Genomic DNA, 19,272 nt, shown 5'->3' on the forward strand with positions numbered 1-19,272 from the left:
TGGAACCCCCGCCTTCGGCTCCAACTCCGCTCTCTCCCTCCGAGTTAGTGAGTTGTAACTGAAACCAAGAAGTAGAAAATGACAGACCTACCAGTAGAAGTGACAGAACATCCCCTGAGGGAGGAATCCGCATGGATCGCCCTCAGGGACTCTGGCATTTCACCAAGAGACTCATCCGAGATGCTGACCACCCAGCGTGCCCGTGATGAGTTCCTTACTGGTGCCTGGCTTCTGAATGCCACCACGCGCAATGGTCTTCTGAACTCCATCACTCCTCAGATGCTCCAGGCCGTGGATGTCCTGACAGCCGCTCAGGAGTCACAGATTCTCATCAGCGCTCTACTCATGCCTAGGCGCTCTGGAAAGACCACAGTGGCCTTCTGTGTGCTTCTGGGTAGGTGCTACCTCAACCCTGTGCACTATGCAGGCTTCGCGCTCCTCACCACGCAGAAGAAGACCTCTGAGCGCTACAGGCTGGATGTGTATGGACCCATCGTCCGTCAGTGGCCGGATGAGGAGACCAGGCCGGTAAAGGTCATCCGCTCCAACGGTAATGAGCGCGTGGAATTCAAGAACGGCTCTAACCTCGCTGTGCTGTCTCCTGAAGGCGATGCCATCCGCTCTGGTGCCTATGACACTCTCCTACTAGACGAGGGTGGAGAGGCCAGCCCTGAGCGCTGGGAAGATGTCATCTCCGCTGTCATCCCCTCCTTCGACACCAGGCCTGAGGGTCAGCTAATCCTGGCCGGTACCGCTGGTGACTACCGGGAGGGTTCCACCTTCTGGGACACCCTCAACGATGAGAATGCAGGACGGCTCAACTTCTCGATTCCGGATGACACGGACCCAGAGCTACTGGAGACCTGGGATACAGCAGAAGCTCTCATCCTCTCCATGCATCCTGGTATCGGCACCCTGACGACACTGGAGCGCATCAAGAACAACTTCAATCTCCTTGGAGTGAAGAAGTTCACGCGTGAGTACTTCAACCTCTTCGGTGCTGAGGGTTCCAACGTGGCTCTCATCCCTCAGCCAAAGTGGCTGGAATCCATCTCTGAGACAGCCCTAGATGATGTGGAGCTACCAGAGGTCTTCGCGCTGTCCACATTCGTACACCCAGACGCGTTGTACGCCTCTGTAGCGGCCTCATGGCTAGACGAAGAGGGTAAGACACACGTGGCTCTCCTGTGGCACCAGGAAGGCGTACAGGGCTTCTCCAAGAAGCTCCTCCTACTCGCCAGGAAGCACAAGCGCGCCATCATCTTTGACACGGCATCGAACTCCACACAGGTGGAAATGGGACAGATTCGGGAGTCCACTCCTCGCCCATCCGAGAAGCCACAGCTTGCCAAAGACATCAGCCGTGCCGCAGTGCACTTTATGAACACCCTGAATCAGGGAAAGCTTGTGCACTACAACCAGGAAGAATTGAATGGCGCGGTAGAGATTGCCGTAAAGCGCACATGGGGAGACTCTGGCTCATGGGCCTTCGGTATGCCGAAGAAGGCCAACCGTATCCAACGTGAGTCAGACATCACTGGCCTTGAAGCTGTAGCTCTTGCCGCTTATGTAGTGAAGGACGAGAAGCCAACTTCTACTGGTATCTCTATTGACTTCTTCTAAGCCAAAAGAAGTCTTCAGTTAGGGCCGTCACAAACTGTATATACCCTAAACTTGAATGAGGGACATAATCCCTTTGACGAAGTAGGGCATTTATGGGTGTATGGCAGTTTCTGACAGGTGGAGTTAAGTACACTCCCGAGTCATTGCCAGCCAACCTTGTCTCTCCATTTTCTACTAATTCGCTCCAAGAAGCCATCACAGTTGACTTCTGGCAGGAAATTCCGGCTACGGTCATCACGCCTGAGCTAGCTCTCAGGGTTCCGGAAGTGAAGCGCGCTCTTCAGGCCCACACTTCTCTTGTCGCTCCTCTCAAGTTCGAAGTCTTCAAGGATGGCGAGAAGCTGACCACTCAGCCTTATTGGGTAAGCAACTCTTCTGTCTTTGGTGTCTCTCCGTACGTCCGTCAGGTGGGAATGGTCAAGGACCTATTCCTATTCGGTCAGTGCCTCCTAGGTGCCACGGTCAACGAGGATGACACGGTTAACGACTTCCTCCACATTCCACGCTCTCTGTGGGACCACAACGGAGAAGGTGGCTTTGAGGTCAACGAGTCCATCCCGCTCAAGTTCCGTCAGCGCCTCATCTGGGTGCCACTGGGTTCTAACGGTCTCCTAGTAGACGGCATCGATTCTGTGCGCCAGGCACGCAAGCTGGAGCTTGCACGCCAGGCCCGCCTGGACGCTCCTCCAGCCGCTACTGAACTCCACATCACGGACCCTCAGAAGGACGAGATGACGCGTGAGGAGAAGGCCGCGCTGGTCAAGTCCTACGTGGAGAACCGCGCTAAGCACTCTGTCTCTGTCACTCCATCCTCCATTGAGGTCATCGAGCGTGGCACTACCGGCCAGCTTGACCTCTTTGAGGCAGGCATGAACAGCCTTCGCCTCCAGCTTGCCAACCACTCTGGTGTTCCAGCCTCCTTCATCGAAGGTGCCAAGGAGGGTGGCAACGGTGGCCAGATGAGCTACACCAACGAGAACAACAAGGCCTCTGAACTGTGGGTCTTCGGTTCCTCTGCATATGCGCTAGCTATCGCTTCTCGCCTGTCTATGGATGACGTGGTTGGAGAAGGTGCAGAAGTTCGCGCTGACCTTTCCCTACTGGGTCCGGCTCCTGTAGCCGTTCTGGACCCTGAGCCTTCCGAAATCACGGAGTAACTCATGACTGATTCAACCGAGAACACTTCTGACCGACTGATTGAGGAATCCCAACCAGTCGTCATTGACGCAGGAACGCTGGAGTTCTCTGCCGAAGACCTCACGGCCACTGGCCTCCTCATCCCATTCGGCGTGAAGAGCCGTTCCAACCTGGGTGAATTCACGTTCGCCTCAGGTGATGTGGTCCTTCCTTCTGACCTCACTGGCATGTCGCTCAACGTCGAGCACAAGAGGGAAGACGTAGTTGGCGCGTTCTCCAAGGTCTGGGAACAGCCCGAAGGCGTAATGGCCACCTTCAAGTACGCGGATACAGACGCAGGCCGTAAGGCCTTTGAAGAGGGCAAGTCCGGTAAGCGCAAGAACCTTAGCGCTGAGGTTGCCAAGGTCCGTATCCGTGACGGTAAGGCCCTTCCTGGTGCCGCTCTCTTCGCCGCCGCACAGGTTGAGAAGCCCGCCTTTGAGGGTGCCACTCTCCTTGCCGCTGAGGACACACCAGACACGGTGTCTGCCACTGAGACCTCCATCACCTGGAGCACTCGTGAAGTCTCCGAAGCCATCAAGACGGCAGTGCAGGAAGCACTTGCCGCATTCCAGAACTCCCCTGCCGAAGAGGCAGAGGTAACCGAACCTCCAGCTAACCCGGCTGAGGAATCCATCAACACAGATGAGGAGCCAGTTATGGCTACTGAAAACGAGGCCGGGGCAGTTCCGGCAACCCTTCTGGCTGGTGCCGCACCAGTGAAGAAGGCACAGGACGTGGACCTAGGTACGGTCTTCGCCGCAATGTCCGCAGTCAAGAACAGCGGAAGCCAGGAGGCTGAGACTCTTCTGGCCGCACTGGCTGACATCAAGGTTGAGGCCTCTGGTGGTCTCACCACGGCTGGCTCTGGTGTAATCCCAGCTACCTTCACGGGCAAGCTGTGGCAGGGCAAGCGCTACCAGCAGAAGTACATCTCGCTTCTGAACCACCAGTTCGGTGGAATCAACATCGCTGGCCGTAAGGGCTTCAAGATCGCTCAGGGTACTGCCCTGGTATCTGAGGTTGCCAACGCCGGTCAGAAGGTAGAACTCCCTACCGGTACGGCTACCACTTCGCTGGTTAGCTCCACCCTTCGTAAGTTCGGTTTCGCCGCTGACTACGCACTTGAGTTCCAGTACCTCGACGGTGGAGAAGCTGTCCTTCAGGCCTTCTTTGAGGGTGTTGTTGACTCTGGCGCAAAGGTCATCGATGAGGCCGCACTGAGCACCATCTTCACGGTTGCATCCAAGACCACCACGGCTCTTGACCGTCTGGTAGCTCCAGGCACCTACCCAACGCAGTACACCGCCGCAATGGGTCAGCTTATCCAGGGAATCGACCTGGTATCTGACAACGGTGATGACGCTACTTTCGCCATCGTCAACCCATTCGCATGGAACCAGCTTCTCTACACGCCTAAGGACCTTGTTCCTGAGTTCGTTGAGTTCGGTGTTGGTATCGGCACTGGTGAGGCTACGGCTGGCAAGGTTCGCGTTGTCAAGGCTCCTGCCTCCTTCTTCACGGGTCTGGGTGCTGGAAAGCCTCAGGTCATCGTAGGTGCCAAGAACGCCATTGAGTTCCGTGAACAGCACGTAGAGATTGACGCCCTTGAGGTTGCAAAGTTCGGTGTTGACCGCGCAATGGTCGCCTTCCTGGAGACCTTCATTGTCCGTCCGGAGTCCGTCTCCATCATCGGCGCTGTCTAAGCACTAGGGAACGCGTAGGACAAGACCAATGACCACTTCAACATGGTTCGCCTCAGATACACCTGACGCCCAGGAACGCCTGGTTCAGGTGTGGTCTGACGCGCCCATCGAGAACGAAGAGCTATGCGGCATGTTGCTTGACGTAGCTCAGACACAGGTCTTGTCCTACGCGCCACCAGTCGAGACGGAAGAGGAAGCGGAAGACCTCTACGAGAATCCGCCAGTCCGTTACGTCTATGCCCAGCTAGAGCAGGCTAAGCGCCTCTGGAATGCGGGACGTGCTGACGAGAACGGCAACGTAGGAACCGAAGGCTTTAGCTTCGTTCCTCGCCCTCTGGATAAGACCGTCAAGGCCATTATCCGTCCACAGAGCGGAGCGGCTGATGTCTTCTAGTTTCGAATCCGTCACGGCAGACCTAGAGGCCTACCTGAAGGCAGAGCTTCCCACTACGTGGAAGGTTCTTGACGGCTCAGTAGGCCTGGGTAACACCACTGGTCTGGTCCTCACTTACGGCCTCACAGGATTCTCCAACAAGTCCTTTGGTGGCCAACTCCCTCTAACTCAGTTCGCCGCTGAGTTTGACCTAGTTCTTTCAACACCTGAGAGGGATTTGGTGAAGGCACAAGCCCGCCTTCTCCCGGCCCTCCCGCTCCTTCTCAAGGCCCTGGATGAAGCCATTGGCATCTCCTGGGAGAACGTCGAGAAGGCCATCACGGACGCAGGCGAAACCTGGTTCCGTATCCCAATTCAAGTACTCGTTTCTACTGCCAACTCTGAGGAGTAATCATGGCAATCATCAATGCACAGCCTTACCTCTTCAAGGCCACCTTCAAGGTTGGCGCTGACGAGTACACGGCACACGTCAACAAGGCAGAGTGGGCACCTACTCAGCCAACAGCATCCGTTACTGACATCTCTGGCAAGGTAACCAGCTTCGGTGGTTCTTCCGCCTGGGTTCTCAACCTTGACGGTTTCCAGGATTGGGCCACGGCTAACAGCCTGACCTCTTTCCTGACAACCAACGAGGGTGTCCAGGCATCGGTTAACCTCACGGTTCCTGGAGGCTCCTGGACCGGCACTGTAGTACTGGCGGCTACCACTATCGGTGGAACCATCAACACTCCTGCCGTCTTCTCTGTGGCTCTCCAGACGGTGGGTAAGCCGATCTTCTCTGGAAGCGTTGTCAACAAGGACAACCAGTGGGCTATTGCCATCACTGGTACTCCTACGGGTGGCACGTACGCGCTGGAGTTCAACGGCTACAAGACCGCTCCACTGGCCTACAACGCGGCTACTTCCGCAGTTACAGCCGCCATCAACGCTCTGGCTGGTGTCACTGGCTACGGTGCCGCAACCATCACAGGTGGTACGGCATCCGCGTACACCATCGTCTTTGACCGTGAAGTAACCATGGTGCCTACTCACGCTCTCACTGGTGGTACCGCTCCTAACGTCACAGCCACGGGAGTCTGACATGGCTAAGGGAGTGGGTTCTATCTCGCTCCTGATTGACAGCCCTCTTCGTGATCTTGCCATCGCTCTCAGGGCCGTTGGTCCGGAGACGCGTAAGCAAATCAACGCGGCTACTAAGGCAGAAGCACAGCCCATCTGGTTCCAAGAGACCAGAGGCCGTGGAATGACCAAGCTTCAGCAGACTGTCTTGGTTTCGTCGGCACGAGTAGGTGTGACCTCCCGGAACGTTCTCCTACGTTCCGGAGGTCTCACCCTCAAGGGTGGCAAGTCCTCTGACCGCATCACTGGAGCTACTGAGTTCGGTGGTGGTGCACAGAAGATCATCACATCCCGCACCAAGAAGGGCACGACGTACAAGCGTCGCCTAGGTGATGTCTTCGGACCTCGCTACAGGAACGGTGCCGTGGTCTACCCAGCCGCTTCTGACTCCATCCCACGCTTCGCCTCCCTCTGGGTACAGACGGCAAGGCGCACCATCCATGAGGCCATTGAGGAGGCTTAGCCATGGCACGCGGTCCAATTGAGATTCCCGTAGGTATCGATACGGGACCCTTTGAGAAGGGTGTCAAGAATGGCCTCATCGAGCCTGTAGAAGACGCTCAGGAGGCCCTTGAGAAGCTGGGTGATACCAACTTCGGTAAGGACATCGATAAGGAGCTAGACAAGGCTCAGGACGCAACCAAGGACCTGGATAAGGAACTTGACGAGACGCGTAAGTCCCTGGACAAGCTGAGTTATGCATCCAAGGACGTTGGCGACGGTGCCAAGAAGGGCTTTGGCAACGCCAAGGATGCTTCCAACGAATTCAAGGAAGAAGCTCTTTCCAACCTGTCTGAGGTCACTTCTTCTTTCGATGGCTCCATGGAGTCCGTGGGTGAACTCGTTCAGGGCACCCTGGGTGGTGTTACTGCCGCAATCCCTGGAATCGGTATTGCCGCCGCAGGTGCCGCCGCCGCAGTAGGTGTAATCACTGACACTTGGTCAAAGGTGGAAGAAGCCACTAATGAGGCCAAGGAATCCGCGTATGACTACGCGTTCTCCGTCATTGAGTCTGGTGAGATTATCGCCCAGTCGGAAGCCATTAAGGACTACACATCCGACATTGACAAGATGAAGCAAGCTCAGGATATTGCCGCTGTATCCGGCTGGGACCTGAAGGACGTAGTTTCCGCTCTTGCCACAGGCGATGGCCTCCCGGCCCTGAATGCCGCATTCAACGAAGGTGCCAACAACACAATGACTTCGGTGGCCCGAGTCAATGAGCTTCAGGGTGCATTGACCGGTACCGCACAAGGTCTAGAGGCAGGTGCAGTAGGTGCTGACATCTACACATCGAAGCTGTATGAGATGGCGATTCAGTCAGGTACGGCAACGGGTGAAGTAGACGACCTAGGTAACGCCATCTATGAGCTTCCTGGCGGTAAGGAAGTCGTGGTTAATGCCAAGACCCAGACCGCTTACGAAGACCTTGACGCACTGGAGCGTAAGAACCTCACGCCTAAGACACAAACAGTGAAGTTCGCTATTGACACTTCCGCTTATGACAACTGGCGTCCGAACCCGAAGAGCGCCATTATCCGTGGTGTTCCGCAGGCCTGGTGATAGATCATGACCTACACAATCACAGCAACCAATGGAGCAGGTTCTACCGCTCCAATCTCAGTTGAGGGCTACACACCTTCCCGCCAGTCCAGGAACATCATTCATGACCTTCTGGACGGCTCTATTGGTGTGTCTTACATCGCTCCACGTCCACGTTCTGGAAGCCTCCGACTTCTTTACACGTCGGAAGCACTGGCTTTCACAGCGCTCAACCTCTTCGCCGCTGAAACCAGCTTCATCTTCACCAGCACAGATAACCCAGCCGTGGGCATGACGTTCGCCCTGGATGGCTCCATCGACATGGAGCGCACAGCAGATGTCAACCTCTGGTGGGTCAACGTCGGATACCAGGAGGTTTCATAATAATGGCCTTCGATAACCACCCAAACGCAACTGCCACCTTCGGTTCTGACTCCCTTCCAATCTCGGAAGGTGACATCACTCTTGATGAGGGCACGGCTCCATTCGGTCTGGGTCTAGTCACGGTCCCCCTCATGGATGAGGAGCTTCTAGAAGACCTGGACCCTAACGCCTACCCACCACAGCGCGTAACCATCAACGCTGAGGTCTCGGGTACCAACACCCGAACCTTCAACCTGGCGATGATGAATCGCAAGGTTGACCACAAGAACCGCACTGTAGCTATTGACCTTGCCACTGATGAGTACCTTCTTCAGTCCTACGCGGATGTTGTGGACGTTGACACCAGGAGCTATGAGGCCAACCTCAGGAACCTAGTCAACTTCGTTCTCAACAAGGCTATCCCTGGTGCCGCTCTCCAGAGTGGAACTACCAACGCCAACCTGACTGCCTACTGGGATGCCCGCAACATCATTACCGACCCAGGTACAGCGGCAACTGGTCAGCCAGCGGTAACTGGCTACCTCGTGAACCAGGCCTCATTGGACATCAATGACACTACGTGGTCTATCTCGGGTGACGGCGACAGTTACAACATTTATAACCCGACCGGTACTGACAGCTACCTGCAAGTTGGCGCGGGCACGGGAAGTATCTACCCCGGCTTGCAGGGTGGAAAGACCTACGTACTGAGCGCCACCGCAAACGTAAAGACTCTCTGCTCAGGTAGCGAGCATGCCCGCTCACGACGGGTGTATGTGGCATGGTGGCTCCCTTCCGGTACTTACCAGTCGGTTCAATCTGTGCAAGTACCCAACGTCCTCAACACGCCGACCCGCCTGTCTGTTGAGTTCACCCTGCCTAAGGAACTCACGGGAATTGAACTGAGGTTCTACCTTGGTCACACCGTTGGTCAGATTCGCTGGGACGGAATCACCCTGGTTGAGCGCGGTCCTGGCACTGCGGCTGAGGATGCCGTCTACTTCGACGGTGACACGGCTGACACGGCCAATTACGTCTACGACTGGGAAGGGTTGCAAGACCTCAGCGCGTCGAAGCGCACAGCCGTTCTAGAGCGCCTTCCAGAGCTTTTCAACTGGAAGGCAGGAGTGAGCGCGTGGGACTTCCTACAGCCGCTCCTAGGTGCCGCCAAGCTCCGCTTGTTCTGTGATGAACAGCGCCGTTGGTTCCTGATTGATCCAGCGGATTACAACGTCCCTGGTCGCGTCACGGCACGTACCAACAACACCACTGATGGCACCGACGATATGGGAGGCCTTTCCGGTCTCTACGCCACAGGCGTTGTTGTCCGCTTCTCGTGGGTGGACGAAGACGGCAATAACCAAGTGAAGGTTGACACCGCTGGTGTAGCTGGCCGCGTACATCTTCGTGAGGAGAACAGGCCTTATCCGGGTCCCGGTATGGCTCAGGCCATCTTGAACAAGATGAAGGGTCAGGGTCGCACTCAGACCGTTTCGGTTGCCACTGAATACACGGCAACACCAGGAATGGAAATTGGTATCTCCCTACCTGGAACGGCTGACCAGATTGGCCGCTTGACCTCTGTCAACTTCCAACTCAACACAGGCCTTATGGAACTCGAATCCGCAGGCCTCCGCACCACACCAGCGGGCGCTATTGACCTTCTGGTACCAATCATCGACTCCCTTCCGGGAACCATCGACAGTCTTTCTTAGGAGTTCTCATGGCAATTGGAGACACAGCCGCCGCCGCTGGTCTGGACCTCGTATCTGGTGCATCCCTGGCTAACACCCTGGACACCGAAGAGAACAAGACCCGTGACTACATCGGTGCTATCAAGCTCAACAACCCTGCCCGCATTCGTACAGGCACGGTGCTTCCAGGTACGTCTGGCAACACCGTAGGTGAGATTTTCGTGAGGTACGCATAATGCCAGCAGGAACAGGTGAACTAAACGGACCCGGTAACCAGCAAGTCTGGATTAACGTCTATCGCGAGTCGCAGAACTACGGTGGCAACTATTCGACGTTCCGTGTCCAGGTGGTCTACAAGGGCAACGGATATGGCTCTTTCGCCAACTCTGTTGACCAAGGTTGGAGTGCCAGCGCTCCTGGTGCTAGCTGGGGAGGAACCTTCCGCATCCTGTCCCCCGGTACCGGAGACATCTGGCTACTGGATACGACGTTCAATGTGGGCCATGACGGTAACGGCTACCTAGGTGCCTTCAACGTTTCGGCGTGGATTGACACCAGCCATGGCTCTATCGGTGACGGTGGAGTAACAGTCACGGAGGGTGAGTCTCCACGCATCCCGAAGGCTCCTGTTACCAACGGTCAGCCAACGGTCTCTGGCCTCCTGCCGACACAGGCAACTCTGACCTGGCCAGCCAACACCAACAACAACGGTGCCGGTATTGACCAGTACCTACTCAGGGTCAGGACCTCCAGTCCGGCTGACGGTGCTGGCTATGTGGACTACCCAGTTGACGGCTCAACGCTCTCTAAGACGATTACAGGCCTCACGCCTGGTCAGAACTACTACGCCGTTGTCTATGCCCACAACAGCCAGGGATACGCGCCCAAGAGCGCTGAGACCACCTTTAGGACTCCCTCAGGCTTCTACGTGTGGAACGGCTCTGAGTGGAAGCCAACAGAAATTTTCGTATGGAACGGAACCGCATGGAGGACTGGTGAAGTCTTCGTGTGGGACGGCACGGCATGGAAGGCCGCGACATGACTACAGCATCAGAACCAATCCGCTGGGACCGCACTATCTACCGTGGCACTGACCATGAGTGGACTCTTCGACGCCTGGACAGTTCAGGTAACCCCATCATTCCTGCCAGTGCTCAGGCACAGCTTCGCAAGTCGTATGGAGGCGCTATCTGGGTTGAGATGGACTCCGAGAACACCGTTGGCGCACACATCGAAATTGATGAAGTGACCGGCTGGGTAACCATCGTCATTCCGCGTAGCAACACATCCGGAAGTGACTGGGATTCCAGGAAGGAAGGCATCTGGGATTTGAAGGTCTTCGATGCTGACGGCAAGGCCACACGTTGGGCAGAGGGCCGTGTATCGGTAAGTCAGGACGTGACCCGATGACTACTCAGGTGAAGACCACTGACAGCGTTCAGGTTCAGGTGGTTTCTGAAGAGCGCGCTGAGGTCACTGTTCCTGGTCCACGTGGCCCTCAGGGACCAGCAGGAGCGACAGGCCCTAAGGGTGATCCTGGAGACCCAGGAGGCCCTGTAGGACCACAGGGACCAGCAGGACCAGCAGGACCTACAGGCCCCGCAGGAGCGACTGGAGCAACAGGCGCTACTGGTCCTAAGGGTGACAAGGGAGACACAGGCTCACAAGGTCTCCAGGGTATCCAGGGCCTTACTGGTGCAACTGGTCCTACAGGTCCAACAGGAGCTACTGGAGCCACAGGCCCAAAGGGCGATACCGGAGACACAGGCCCACAAGGTCCTACCGGCCCAACTGGTGCTACTGGTGCCGCTTCCACCGTCCCAGGACCGAAGGGCGATAAGGGAGACACTGGCGACACAGGCCCAGCAGGACCTACCGGCCCAACAGGTCCCACAGGTGCTACTGGTCCAGCAGGAGCGGATGGCATTGACGGTGCTGGTGGTCTGCCACCAATGATGATTGTTGGCTCTGACCCTGGCTTCATGGATACCACCCTCTTTGAGGATGACCCAGACGGCCATCTCAGCCGCTCCAGTGGTGCCATCTACGTATCTACGAGTGGCCGCGCACAGGTGACAGCCTCTATCTCCTTCGAGAACAGCATCAGCATTGGCTTGTCTCCCTACGCGCAGATTATGTACTACGACGCCAGCGCGGGAACTACTACAGGACTGGTCTACGCCTATGGCTACATCGCCACTTCCGGCAAGAGGGACACGGTTACCCTTCAGGCCTTCCAGTCTGTTGATGCTGGTGATTGCTTCTACGTGACCACAGGTGAGCACTCGGGAACGTCTGGTGTTCTTCCAACCACTGGTGGTGGAGGTTGGTCAGCAACCATGACAGTCCAGTTCTACGCTGGCTAATTCTTCTTTGGACTAAACATGAATTTCAAGAACATCCTCACTCCTACTGTTCGCCGCTGGATGTACGGCGTAGCTATCGCCTTCGTGCCCTTCGCTGTCCTCATGGGATGGCTGAAGCCTGAAGCCGTGCCCGTCATCATCCCTCTGATTACCGCAATCTTCTTCGTGCAGTCGGACGAGAAGCCCGATGCCGACACGGATACAGGTGATGGGCTATGACCGCAGTACCCGAGAACCCAACACAGCCTGTGCCTGTAGACCCACACGTAAAGGTGACCATGCACGACATCTATGGTCTCCTCCTAGGCCTCCAGAACGACGTAACAGAACTCAAGGGCAGGACCCCAACTGTGACAGACCATGAAGCACGCATCCGAGCACTAGAGAAGTGGGTGTGGGGAGCGGCAGGCATCGCCGGTATCGGCGCTGTAGTCCTCTCACAGGTGGTCAACGGTCTTCTCAACAAGTAGCTTCTCAAAGCCTTCTTCAGTTAAGGTGTTGGGCATGGCAAAGCGCATCATCTCCCAGACCCTCATCACTGATGACCTGACTGGTGAAGAACTTCCCGAGACCGACGCTGAGAACATCACCTTCACGTACGGTGGTGTCTCCTACGAAATCGACCTGAGCAAGAAGAATGCCAAAAAGCTGGATGACTTCATCGCTCCCTACGTCGATGCCGCACGGAAGGTAGGCAAGGCACCTGCCGCCAAGTCCAAGGCTGGTGGTCCTGCCTACGCACTGGAGGAAGTACGCCAGTGGGCCAAGGAGAACGGCTATGAGGTCAACGACCGTGGCCGTATCCCCAACAAGGTTCTGGAGGCGTGGCAGACCCGCTGAACAACACCCTCAAGAGGGCACTGGCTACGGCTGGTGCCCTCTTCTAATTCTTAGCTTGACCCCTGACTCAAAGAGACATTACGGTGTCCCATGGACCAGACGCGCGTGTTCCACGGGTTGCCGGGAGCGGGGTCGCCGTCGACGGTGACGCGCAGGATCTTGCCGCCGAGGTCGTCCGGGTCCTGCGCGGCGTCGCGCCGCTGCGCATCCCCTGTCGTGACGTACAGGTAGCCGTCCGGCCCGAACGCGAGGCGCCCGCCGTCGTGGGTGCTCGCCCGCGCGATGCCGTCGACGATGACCTCAGGCTCGCCCAGCTCGAAGGATCCCGGGTCGCCGAGCAGCGGCATCCGTGCCACGCGATTGTCGTCGCTCGCGCCGAAGTAGGCGAAGAGCGTGCGCGCGCCGTCGGCCTCGTGCAGGGCCAGGCCGTGAAGGCCGGATTCGCCGCCCGACACCACAGCGGGGATGACGCCGACCGTGCGGACCCCACCGTCCGCGGTGAGCTCGAGCACCGTGCCGTCGCCGCGTTCGGAGATGAGCGCGCCGCCTCCGTCGAGGGGCACGACCGACCACGGCGCCACCAGCTCCGACGCGAGGGTTCCCGTGACCGACCCGGCACGCCACCACGTCTCGGCTGCCGGAGCCGTGCTCGGGCCGATCGTGGGCGCCTGCGACGAGGGCGCCGGCGAAGGCGCCGGGGCGGTGCACCCGGCTGACGCGGTCAGCGCCAGGACGAGGCATCCGACCGCCGCCCACCGGGCGTCGCGTCTCATCCGGCTGCCACGGCAGCCTCGAGGGCCGCGAGATCGATGCGGCGCATGCGGAGCATCGCCTGCACCGCGCGGTGGGCGATGTCAGGGTCGGGGTGGCGGATCAGCTCGACCAGCCGGTCGGGGATGATCTGCCACGACAGGCCCCACCGGTCCTTGAGCCATCCGCAGGGCTGCTCCTGGCCGCCCTGCGCGGTGAGGGCGTCCCAGTAGCGGTCGACCTCGGCCTGGTCGCGGCAGGCGACGTACAGCGAGACAGCCTCGGTGAAGGGGAACTGCGGGCCGGCGTCCATGCCGAAGTAGTCGCGGCCGCCGAGCCGGAAGTGCACGTGCATGACCTTGCCGCCCATGCCCGGCACCTCGTCCGGGTACCGGTCGATCGTGACGAGCTCGGAGTCCGGGATCAGGGCGGTGTAGAAGGTGACCGCCTCCTCCGCGGCATCGTCGAACCAGAGGAACGGGGTCACAGCGCTCATGCGCTCCACCCTTGTCGACGCGCCGCACCCGCGCAATGGGCGGACTACGGATGCAGCGTGCCGAGCCGCACCGTGACGCGCAGGCCGCCTTCCGGCCGGGCCATGAGCGCGAGCGTCCCGCCGTGGGCCTCCGCGATGCTCCGGACGATGGCGAGGCCCAGCCCGACTCCGGCATGATCGCCGGTGCGGGCACGCTCGCTGCCACGCTGGAACGGCTCGACCAGGGTGGCTGCCCGCGCCGGGCTGAGCACCTCGCCGGTGTTCTCGACGACGAGCTCCACCGTGTCGCCGCGTGCGGAGGTGATCACGTCGACCGTGCCGTGCTCGGGGAGGTTGTGGACGATGGCGTTGTGCAGCAGGTTCGACACGAGCTGGAGCAGCAGCGCGTCAGAGCCGCCGGTCCAGGCGGCGACGCCGCTCACGTGGACGGTCACGCCTCGGGCCTCGGCGAGCGGCAACAGCGTCTCCACGGCCTCCTCGGCGAGGAGTGACAGATCGACCGCGTCACGGGCGAATGAGCCCTGCTCCGCCCGGCTGAGCACCAGCAGCGCCTCGGTGAGGTCGATCGCGCGCGTGTTGACCGCGCGGAGCCGCTCGATGAGCGCGTCGACGTCCCGGTCGGGGTCGGTTCGGGCGACGTCGAGCAGGGTCTGGGTGATCGCCAGCGGCGTGCGCAGCTCATGCGAGGCGTTCGCTGCGAACCGCCGCTGTTCGGCGACGTGCGCCTCCAGGCGCGACAGCATCGCGTCGAAGCTGTCGGCCAGCTCGCGGAACTCGTCGTGGCGACCGGGGAGAGCGATCCGATGCGACAGCGAACCGCTCGCGGCGAGGCGCATCGCCGCTGTGATCCGCGCCAGCGGCGCCAGCATCCGTCCGGCGAGGATCCAGCCGCCGAGCAGTCCGAACACGAGGAGGAAGATGAGCGCCCAGGAGGCCGCCGGCGTGAAGGCGCGGACGAGGTCGCCGCGATTCGGGACGAAGGGCCCCGGGCCCGTGATCTGCCCGTCCGGAACGTATCTCAGCAGGAAGACCCCCACCACGGCGAGGAGCAGCCCGCCGGCCACCATCAGGAATCCGGCGTAGCTCAGGGTGAGCTTGAGCCGCACGCTCATGCCGGGCGCCCTAGTCATGCCGCGCGCTGTCGTCGACGTCGATCCGGTAGCCGACTCCGGGGACGGTGGCGATGGCCCAGGGCTCCCCCAGTCGTTTGCGCAGGGCCGAGACCGTGATGCGCACCGCGTTCGTAAAGGGGTCGGCGTTCTCGTCCCACGCGCGTTCGAGCAGCTCCTCGGCGCTCACGACGCCGCCTTCGGCGCTCATCAGGACCTCCAGCACGGCGAACTGCTTGCGCGTCACGGCGATGTAGCGCTCGTCGCGGTAGACCTCGCGCCGGAAAGCATCCAATCGGAGCCCCGCGAGCTCCCGGACCGGCGGCCGGATGTGGCCACGGCGACGATCCAGCGCCCGCAGCCGCAGCACGAGCTCCTGCAGGTCGAACGGCTTCGTGAGGTAGTCGTCGGCGCCCAGCTCGAATCCGGTCGCCTTGTCGTCGATACGGTCCGCCGCCGTGAGCATCAGGATCGGGATGCCGCTGCCGGATCGCACGATGTGCGCGGCCACTTCGTCGCCCGACAAGCCGGGAATGTCGCGATCGAGCACGACGATGTCGTAGCTGTTGATGCTCAGCAGCTCCAGCGCGGTGTCGCCGTCGCCGGCGATGTCGGCCGCGATCGCCTCGAGGCGCAGCCCGTCACGGATCGCTTCCGCCATCAGGGGCTCGTCCTCCACCACCAGCACGCGCATGCCCTCGATGCTACGAGCCGGTGCATATCGTCCGCGTATCCGAAACTGCATACCCTCTCGCAACACGCGCGCACGTCAGCTGGGAGCATGAACCCCACAGCAACCGCCCCTGCGAGATCACGGCGCGCGCTCCGCGCCGTGCTCGTGTCGCTGCTCATCGGCGCCCTCGCGATCGCCGGTGCCGCGGTATATCGGTCGGCGTCGGCCACCGTGCCGACGGGCAGCATCGCCGATGGCGCGTCGCTCGCCGACGTGCCGCCGCCTCCCGACGGGGCGGTCACCGAGGAAGACGGGCTGCTTCCCTCCGGTGCGACGGCGTTCGACGAGGCCTACCCGGGCATCGCGGGTCTGTCGCAGGGTCTGCGAGATGCGCTCCAGCGCGCGTCGCACGATGCGGCCGCCGCCGACATCATCGTCCTTGTCAACAGCGGCTGGCGTTCCGCGGAGTACCAGGACCAGCTGCTGGAGGAGGCCGTGTCTCAGTACGGCTCGGCAGAGGAGGCCGCTCGCTGGGTGGCGTCGTCCGCAACCTCGGCCCATGTGGCGGGCGACGCGGTCGATGTCGGTTCGTACGACGCCGTGGACTGGCTGACGGCGAATGGCGCCGCCTACGGGCTCTGCCAGACGTACGGGAACGAGTCCTGGCATTTCGAGCTGCGTCCCGAAGCGATCGATCACGGCTGTCCGGCGCCCTACGCCGACCCGGCCCACGACCCGCGCATGCACGGGTGACGGCAAGCGCCGAGATGCCCGCGAAAAGCGAAAGGCCGCCCTGATCGGGCGGCCTTCTCGGTGGACCTGAGGGGACTCGAACCCCTGACCCCCTGCATGCCATGCAGGTGCGCTACCAGCTGCGCCACAGGCCCGGATGCTGTCCCCACTCTCGCGGGGCAACTCGTCTAGCTTACAACATTCTGAGGGGTGCTCCGTACCAGCGTCACTCCTCGACGGTGGCCCGAGCCGGCAGGGTGATGGGCACGACGGGGCAGTCCTTCCACAGCCGCTCGAGGCCGTAGTAGACGCGCTCCTGCTCGTGGAACACGTGCACCACCAGGTCGCCGAAGTCGATGAGGATCCACCGCGACTCGTCGCGGCCCTCGCGGCGCAGCCGCTTGTGGCCGGCTTCGAGCAGCTTGTCCTCGATCTCGTCGGCGATCGCCGCGACATTGCGTTCGCTGCGCCCGGTGACGAGCAGGAAGATGTCGACGAGCGGAAGGGGCTCGGACACGTCGAGCGCGACGAGATCCTCGCCGCCCTTGGCGTCGGCCGCGGCCGCGGCGATCTGGAGCATGTCGTGCGACTGCACGTTCGCCACCATCAGAACACTCCTGTCACGAAGGCGAGGATCAGAACGCCGACGAGGGCGAGGGCCAGCACGCCCGCGGTGATCGCGAGCGACATCATGAGCTTGCCGCCCTTCTCGGGCACCGGGGGCTTGATGACGTCGCCGGGCGCCTTCGCGGTGCTCACGGCGGCGCTTGCGGCGATCGGCGTCGGCGACGAGTGCGACGGCAGCTCGCCGTCGACCAGCGTGGCGTCGATCTCCTTGCCGTCGGCGGTGCCCTTCGCGTGCCCGGTCGAGCCGAGTCCCTCGGGCAGGTTGAAGGTGCCGGTGACGATGACCTCGCCGGTGGCGGTGACGGGCGCCACGAGGGGCCCCACCTCCGGCGCCTGCGACACGATCAGCGCGTTGGGGATCGCGATGGCACCGGTCGTGCGCGTGAGCAGCTGGTCGAACGACGGCGGGAACTCGACGGCCGCGGGCTGCCCGGCGGCGGGCGCATCGTCGAGCAGGCTGGCGCCGAGGAGCGGGCTGACGGCCTTCGGCGCGGCAGGGGCCGCTTCGGCCTCGGCCTCGGCCTCGTCATCGTCGGAGGCGCCGAACACGCTGTCGAACGGGCGGTCCTCGACCTCGGGCGCCGGGGACTGTTCGGCGAAGCCGGGAACCGGAACGGGGGCGACGGGCGCGGCCCGCTGCCAGACCGGTGCGGGGGCCGGCGCGGAGTCCGCCTCGCGAGGGATGCCGAACAGCGTGTGCATGCCGCTGTCGGTCGATACCGAGGACGCGTCGGTGGCAGGGGTGAACATCGACGGCGCGGGCTCGTCGAAGGGGGCCACGGGCGGCGGGGCGACGGGGAACGCGAATGTCGGGGCGGCGCCGCCGCTGGCGGCCGCGTGGGCGGCGACGACCTCCGGCGTGATCACGGGCACCGAAGCGGTGCGGATGCGCTCCTGCTGTCGCGCCTGGCGGCGGGTGAGCGGAGACACGCCCAGGTCCACGGCGGAGTCCGGAACGGGCGCCGGCGCCACGGCGGCCGGCTCGGACGGGCGCGGGAACGGCGCGACGGCGACGGTCGCGGGAGGCGGGGTCGACAGCGCGGCGTCGACGGGGGGCGCCACGACGGGCGCGGCCTGGGTCTCGATGGCCTCGTCGTCGGCGGGGATCGCCGTGATCACGGGGGTGGACCCCGTGTTGCGCAGTTCGCGGATCTGCTTACGCGTGAGGGCTGGCGTCGCCGGGTGCTCGGGTGTACTCATTCCTTGCTCCGGTAGAGATGGTGCTTCGCAATGTATTGGACGACCCCGTCGGGTACGAGGTACCACACCGGGTGTCCTCGCTGAACTCGATCGCGGCAGTCCGTCGATGAGATCGCGAGGGCGGGGATCTCGAGCTGGCTGACGTCGTCGCTGGGCAGGCCATCCGTGTTCAGTACGTGTCCAGGCCTGGACACCGCGACGAAGTGGGCGAGGTCCCACAACTCATCATGGTCCCTCCAACTGAGAATTTGCGCTATGGCGTCGGCCCCGGTGATGAAGAACAGCTCCGCGTCCGGCCGCTGGGCCTTGAGATCGCGGAGCGTGTCGATGGTGTAGGTGGGGCCGTCGCGGTCGATGTCGACGCGGCTGACCGTGAATCGGGGGTTGGATGCCGTGGCGATGACGGTCATCAGATAGCGATGCTCGCTCGGCGAGACGTCAGCCTTCTGCCAGGGTTCGCCTGTCGGCACGAAGACGACCTCGTCGAGGTCGAACCACTGCGCCACTTCACTGGCGGCGACCAGGTGCCCATGATGGATGGGGTCGAAGGTGCCGCCCATGACCCCGATCCGCGGGGCTGTCGCCAAGGACATACAGCAGCCTCAGTGGCCGTGCCCCGCTCGCTGGACGTCGTTCGCGTGGGCCTTGGCGTACGCCTCGGCCTTGTGCGCGTGGCGGTTCGCCACGTTGCGGTACGACAGCGTCACGATCGCCAGCGCGGCGAAGACCACGATCGCGGTGATGCCGTACCCGACGGTCTCGAGGGCGACGTTGCCGTGGTGCTCCGACTCTTCGGCGGCAAAGGCGATGATCGTGGCGAGTGTCATTCGGGCTCCGTTCGGATTCGCCTCTGGGGCGCGGG

General features: G+C 61.2%; 24 protein-coding genes and 1 tRNA gene. 16 read left to right on the forward strand and 9 right to left on the reverse strand.

The window, feature by feature from the left end:
• The first annotated feature begins 78 nt into the window (after positions 1 to 78).
• The 15 genes from Q9R33_RS09855 to Q9R33_RS09925 all read left to right on the forward strand — a co-directional run bounded on the left by Q9R33_RS09855 (position 79) and on the right by Q9R33_RS09925 (position 12,823).
• Positions 79 to 1,623 carry a hypothetical protein gene (locus Q9R33_RS09855; protein ID WP_311293632.1) on the forward strand — a complete coding sequence of 515 codons (1,545 nt, stop codon included), beginning with the start codon at positions 79 to 81 and terminating at the stop codon, positions 1,621 to 1,623.
• A gap of 92 nt (positions 1,624 to 1,715) precedes the next feature.
• On the forward strand, positions 1,716 to 2,780 hold the full coding sequence (locus Q9R33_RS09860) for a hypothetical protein (RefSeq protein WP_311293633.1): 1,065 nt from the start codon (positions 1,716 to 1,718) through the stop codon (positions 2,778 to 2,780).
• 3 nt (positions 2,781 to 2,783) lie between these two features.
• Positions 2,784 to 4,505, forward strand: a complete 1,722-nt coding sequence (locus Q9R33_RS09865; protein ID WP_311293634.1) for a hypothetical protein — start codon at positions 2,784 to 2,786, stop codon at positions 4,503 to 4,505.
• 28 nt (positions 4,506 to 4,533) lie between these two features.
• Positions 4,534 to 4,899 (forward strand): hypothetical protein, encoded by a 366-nt coding sequence (locus Q9R33_RS09870; RefSeq protein ID WP_311293635.1) that lies wholly within the window; start codon positions 4,534 to 4,536, stop codon positions 4,897 to 4,899.
• Positions 4,889 to 5,290, forward strand: a complete 402-nt coding sequence (locus Q9R33_RS09875; protein ID WP_311293636.1) for a hypothetical protein — start codon at positions 4,889 to 4,891, stop codon at positions 5,288 to 5,290. Before Q9R33_RS09870 ends, Q9R33_RS09875 begins: the two co-directional genes overlap by 11 nt.
• A gap of 2 nt (positions 5,291 to 5,292) precedes the next feature.
• The gene (locus Q9R33_RS09880) at positions 5,293 to 5,979 is read left to right on the forward strand and encodes a hypothetical protein (protein WP_311293637.1); all 687 of its coding nucleotides are present in this window, start codon (positions 5,293 to 5,295) and stop codon (positions 5,977 to 5,979) included.
• A gap of 504 nt (positions 5,980 to 6,483) precedes the next feature.
• Positions 6,484 to 7,581: a hypothetical protein gene (locus Q9R33_RS09885; RefSeq protein WP_311293638.1), complete on the forward strand. Its 1,098-nt coding sequence runs from the start codon at positions 6,484 to 6,486 to the stop codon at positions 7,579 to 7,581.
• A 6-nt stretch (positions 7,582 to 7,587) separates the two neighbouring features.
• Positions 7,588 to 7,944, forward strand: a complete 357-nt coding sequence (locus Q9R33_RS09890; RefSeq protein ID WP_311293639.1) for a hypothetical protein — start codon at positions 7,588 to 7,590, stop codon at positions 7,942 to 7,944.
• Between the two features lie 131 nt (positions 7,945 to 8,075).
• Positions 8,076 to 9,638 carry a hypothetical protein gene (locus tag Q9R33_RS09895; protein ID WP_311293640.1) on the forward strand — a complete coding sequence of 521 codons (1,563 nt, stop codon included), beginning with the start codon at positions 8,076 to 8,078 and terminating at the stop codon, positions 9,636 to 9,638.
• Between the two features lie 214 nt (positions 9,639 to 9,852).
• Positions 9,853 to 10,659 (forward strand): fibronectin type III domain-containing protein, encoded by an 807-nt coding sequence (locus Q9R33_RS09900; protein ID WP_311293641.1) that lies wholly within the window; start codon positions 9,853 to 9,855, stop codon positions 10,657 to 10,659.
• Entirely contained in the window at positions 10,656 to 11,027 is a 372-nt protein-coding gene (locus Q9R33_RS09905) for a hypothetical protein (protein WP_311293642.1), read from the forward strand. Before Q9R33_RS09900 ends, Q9R33_RS09905 begins: the two co-directional genes overlap by 4 nt.
• Before the next feature lie 572 nt (positions 11,028 to 11,599).
• Entirely contained in the window at positions 11,600 to 11,983 is a 384-nt protein-coding gene (locus tag Q9R33_RS09910; RefSeq protein ID WP_311293643.1) for a hypothetical protein, read from the forward strand.
• Positions 11,984 to 12,001: 18 nt separating this feature from the next.
• Positions 12,002 to 12,202 (forward strand): hypothetical protein, encoded by a 201-nt coding sequence (locus tag Q9R33_RS09915; protein ID WP_311293644.1) that lies wholly within the window; start codon positions 12,002 to 12,004, stop codon positions 12,200 to 12,202.
• On the forward strand, positions 12,199 to 12,453 hold the full coding sequence (locus Q9R33_RS09920) for a hypothetical protein (protein WP_311293645.1): 255 nt from the start codon (positions 12,199 to 12,201) through the stop codon (positions 12,451 to 12,453). Before Q9R33_RS09915 ends, Q9R33_RS09920 begins: the two co-directional genes overlap by 4 nt.
• A 34-nt stretch (positions 12,454 to 12,487) precedes the next feature.
• Positions 12,488 to 12,823, forward strand: a complete 336-nt coding sequence (locus tag Q9R33_RS09925) for an Lsr2 family protein (protein ID WP_311293646.1) — start codon at positions 12,488 to 12,490, stop codon at positions 12,821 to 12,823.
• A 50-nt stretch (positions 12,824 to 12,873) separates the two neighbouring features.
• On the opposite strand, the gene Q9R33_RS09930 is transcribed toward Q9R33_RS09925, so the two are convergent.
• The 4 genes from Q9R33_RS09930 to Q9R33_RS09945 are packed head-to-tail and all read right to left on the reverse strand — an operon-like array spanning position 12,874 to position 15,872.
• Complete coding sequence (locus Q9R33_RS09930; RefSeq protein WP_311293647.1) at positions 12,874 to 13,596, reverse strand: PQQ-dependent sugar dehydrogenase; 723 nt, start codon at positions 13,594 to 13,596, stop codon at positions 12,874 to 12,876.
• Complete coding sequence (locus tag Q9R33_RS09935) at positions 13,593 to 14,069, reverse strand: VOC family protein (RefSeq protein ID WP_310246839.1); 477 nt, start codon at positions 14,067 to 14,069, stop codon at positions 13,593 to 13,595. The genes Q9R33_RS09930 and Q9R33_RS09935 overlap by 4 nt, the downstream gene beginning before the upstream one ends.
• Positions 14,070 to 14,113: 44 nt before the next feature.
• Complete coding sequence (locus Q9R33_RS09940) at positions 14,114 to 15,181, reverse strand: HAMP domain-containing sensor histidine kinase (RefSeq protein WP_311293648.1); 1,068 nt, start codon at positions 15,179 to 15,181, stop codon at positions 14,114 to 14,116.
• A 10-nt stretch (positions 15,182 to 15,191) separates the two neighbouring features.
• The gene (locus Q9R33_RS09945) at positions 15,192 to 15,872 is read right to left on the reverse strand and encodes a response regulator transcription factor (RefSeq protein WP_056367406.1); all 681 of its coding nucleotides are present in this window, start codon (positions 15,870 to 15,872) and stop codon (positions 15,192 to 15,194) included.
• 87 nt (positions 15,873 to 15,959) lie between these two features.
• Here Q9R33_RS09945 and Q9R33_RS09950 point away from each other — a divergent pair, with 87 nt between their 5' ends.
• A complete protein-coding gene (locus Q9R33_RS09950; RefSeq protein WP_311293649.1) occupies positions 15,960 to 16,604 on the forward strand; it encodes a M15 family metallopeptidase in 645 nt (214 codons plus the stop codon).
• Between the two features lie 61 nt (positions 16,605 to 16,665).
• Here the strand turns inward: Q9R33_RS09950 and Q9R33_RS09955 are convergent.
• The 5 genes from Q9R33_RS09955 to Q9R33_RS09975 form a co-directional block, all read right to left on the reverse strand.
• Positions 16,666 to 16,738, reverse strand: a tRNA-Ala gene (locus Q9R33_RS09955).
• A gap of 71 nt (positions 16,739 to 16,809) precedes the next feature.
• Positions 16,810 to 17,190, reverse strand: coding sequence for a ribosome silencing factor (rsfS, locus tag Q9R33_RS09960; protein WP_310246850.1), 381 nt, complete (start codon positions 17,188 to 17,190; stop codon positions 16,810 to 16,812).
• Positions 17,190 to 18,410 carry a hypothetical protein gene (locus tag Q9R33_RS09965; RefSeq protein ID WP_311293651.1) on the reverse strand — a complete coding sequence of 407 codons (1,221 nt, stop codon included), beginning with the start codon at positions 18,408 to 18,410 and terminating at the stop codon, positions 17,190 to 17,192. Before Q9R33_RS09965 ends, rsfS begins: the two co-directional genes overlap by 1 nt.
• Positions 18,407 to 19,003: a nicotinate-nucleotide adenylyltransferase gene (gene nadD / locus Q9R33_RS09970; protein ID WP_045302733.1), complete on the reverse strand. Its 597-nt coding sequence runs from the start codon at positions 19,001 to 19,003 to the stop codon at positions 18,407 to 18,409. Before nadD ends, Q9R33_RS09965 begins: the two co-directional genes overlap by 4 nt.
• A gap of 9 nt (positions 19,004 to 19,012) precedes the next feature.
• Positions 19,013 to 19,237, reverse strand: a complete 225-nt coding sequence (locus Q9R33_RS09975; protein ID WP_056367436.1) for a hypothetical protein — start codon at positions 19,235 to 19,237, stop codon at positions 19,013 to 19,015.
• Positions 19,238 to 19,272 lie beyond the last annotated feature (35 nt).

The organism is Microbacterium sp. PRC9 (genome assembly GCF_031844125.1).
Classification (GTDB): Bacteria; Actinomycetota; Actinomycetes; order Actinomycetales; family Microbacteriaceae; genus Microbacterium.

Excerpts from the sequence above, each read along its gene's own strand:
- Q9R33_RS09855 (WP_311293632.1), top strand. The coding sequence starts at position 79 with ATGACAGACCTACCAGTAGAAGTGACAGAACATCCCCTGAGGGAGGAA.
- Q9R33_RS09860 (WP_311293633.1), top strand. The coding sequence starts at position 1,716 with ATGGGTGTATGGCAGTTTCTGACAGGTGGAGTTAAGTACACTCCCGAG.
- Q9R33_RS09865 (WP_311293634.1), top strand. The coding sequence starts at position 2,784 with ATGACTGATTCAACCGAGAACACTTCTGACCGACTGATTGAGGAATCC.
- Q9R33_RS09870 (WP_311293635.1), top strand. The coding sequence starts at position 4,534 with ATGACCACTTCAACATGGTTCGCCTCAGATACACCTGACGCCCAGGAA.
- Q9R33_RS09875 (WP_311293636.1), top strand. The coding sequence starts at position 4,889 with ATGTCTTCTAGTTTCGAATCCGTCACGGCAGACCTAGAGGCCTACCTG.
- Q9R33_RS09880 (WP_311293637.1), top strand. The coding sequence starts at position 5,293 with ATGGCAATCATCAATGCACAGCCTTACCTCTTCAAGGCCACCTTCAAG.
- Q9R33_RS09885 (WP_311293638.1), top strand. The coding sequence starts at position 6,484 with ATGGCACGCGGTCCAATTGAGATTCCCGTAGGTATCGATACGGGACCC.
- Q9R33_RS09890 (WP_311293639.1), top strand. The coding sequence starts at position 7,588 with ATGACCTACACAATCACAGCAACCAATGGAGCAGGTTCTACCGCTCCA.
- Q9R33_RS09895 (WP_311293640.1), top strand. The coding sequence starts at position 8,076 with ATGGATGAGGAGCTTCTAGAAGACCTGGACCCTAACGCCTACCCACCA.
- Q9R33_RS09900 (WP_311293641.1), top strand. The coding sequence starts at position 9,853 with ATGCCAGCAGGAACAGGTGAACTAAACGGACCCGGTAACCAGCAAGTC.
- Q9R33_RS09905 (WP_311293642.1), top strand. The coding sequence starts at position 10,656 with ATGACTACAGCATCAGAACCAATCCGCTGGGACCGCACTATCTACCGT.
- Q9R33_RS09910 (WP_311293643.1), top strand. The coding sequence starts at position 11,600 with ATGGATACCACCCTCTTTGAGGATGACCCAGACGGCCATCTCAGCCGC.
- Q9R33_RS09915 (WP_311293644.1), top strand. The coding sequence starts at position 12,002 with ATGAATTTCAAGAACATCCTCACTCCTACTGTTCGCCGCTGGATGTAC.
- Q9R33_RS09920 (WP_311293645.1), top strand. The coding sequence starts at position 12,199 with ATGACCGCAGTACCCGAGAACCCAACACAGCCTGTGCCTGTAGACCCA.
- Q9R33_RS09925 (WP_311293646.1), top strand. The coding sequence starts at position 12,488 with ATGGCAAAGCGCATCATCTCCCAGACCCTCATCACTGATGACCTGACT.
- Q9R33_RS09930 (WP_311293647.1), bottom strand. The coding sequence starts at position 13,596 with ATGAGACGCGACGCCCGGTGGGCGGCGGTCGGATGCCTCGTCCTGGCG.
- Q9R33_RS09935 (WP_310246839.1), bottom strand. The coding sequence starts at position 14,069 with ATGAGCGCTGTGACCCCGTTCCTCTGGTTCGACGATGCCGCGGAGGAG.
- Q9R33_RS09940 (WP_311293648.1), bottom strand. The coding sequence starts at position 15,181 with ATGAGCGTGCGGCTCAAGCTCACCCTGAGCTACGCCGGATTCCTGATG.
- Q9R33_RS09945 (WP_056367406.1), bottom strand. The coding sequence starts at position 15,872 with ATGCGCGTGCTGGTGGTGGAGGACGAGCCCCTGATGGCGGAAGCGATC.
- Q9R33_RS09950 (WP_311293649.1), top strand. The coding sequence starts at position 15,960 with ATGAACCCCACAGCAACCGCCCCTGCGAGATCACGGCGCGCGCTCCGC.
- rsfS (WP_310246850.1), bottom strand. The coding sequence starts at position 17,190 with ATGGTGGCGAACGTGCAGTCGCACGACATGCTCCAGATCGCCGCGGCC.
- Q9R33_RS09965 (WP_311293651.1), bottom strand. The coding sequence starts at position 18,410 with ATGAGTACACCCGAGCACCCGGCGACGCCAGCCCTCACGCGTAAGCAG.
- nadD (WP_045302733.1), bottom strand. The coding sequence starts at position 19,003 with ATGTCCTTGGCGACAGCCCCGCGGATCGGGGTCATGGGCGGCACCTTC.
- Q9R33_RS09975 (WP_056367436.1), bottom strand. The coding sequence starts at position 19,237 with ATGACACTCGCCACGATCATCGCCTTTGCCGCCGAAGAGTCGGAGCAC.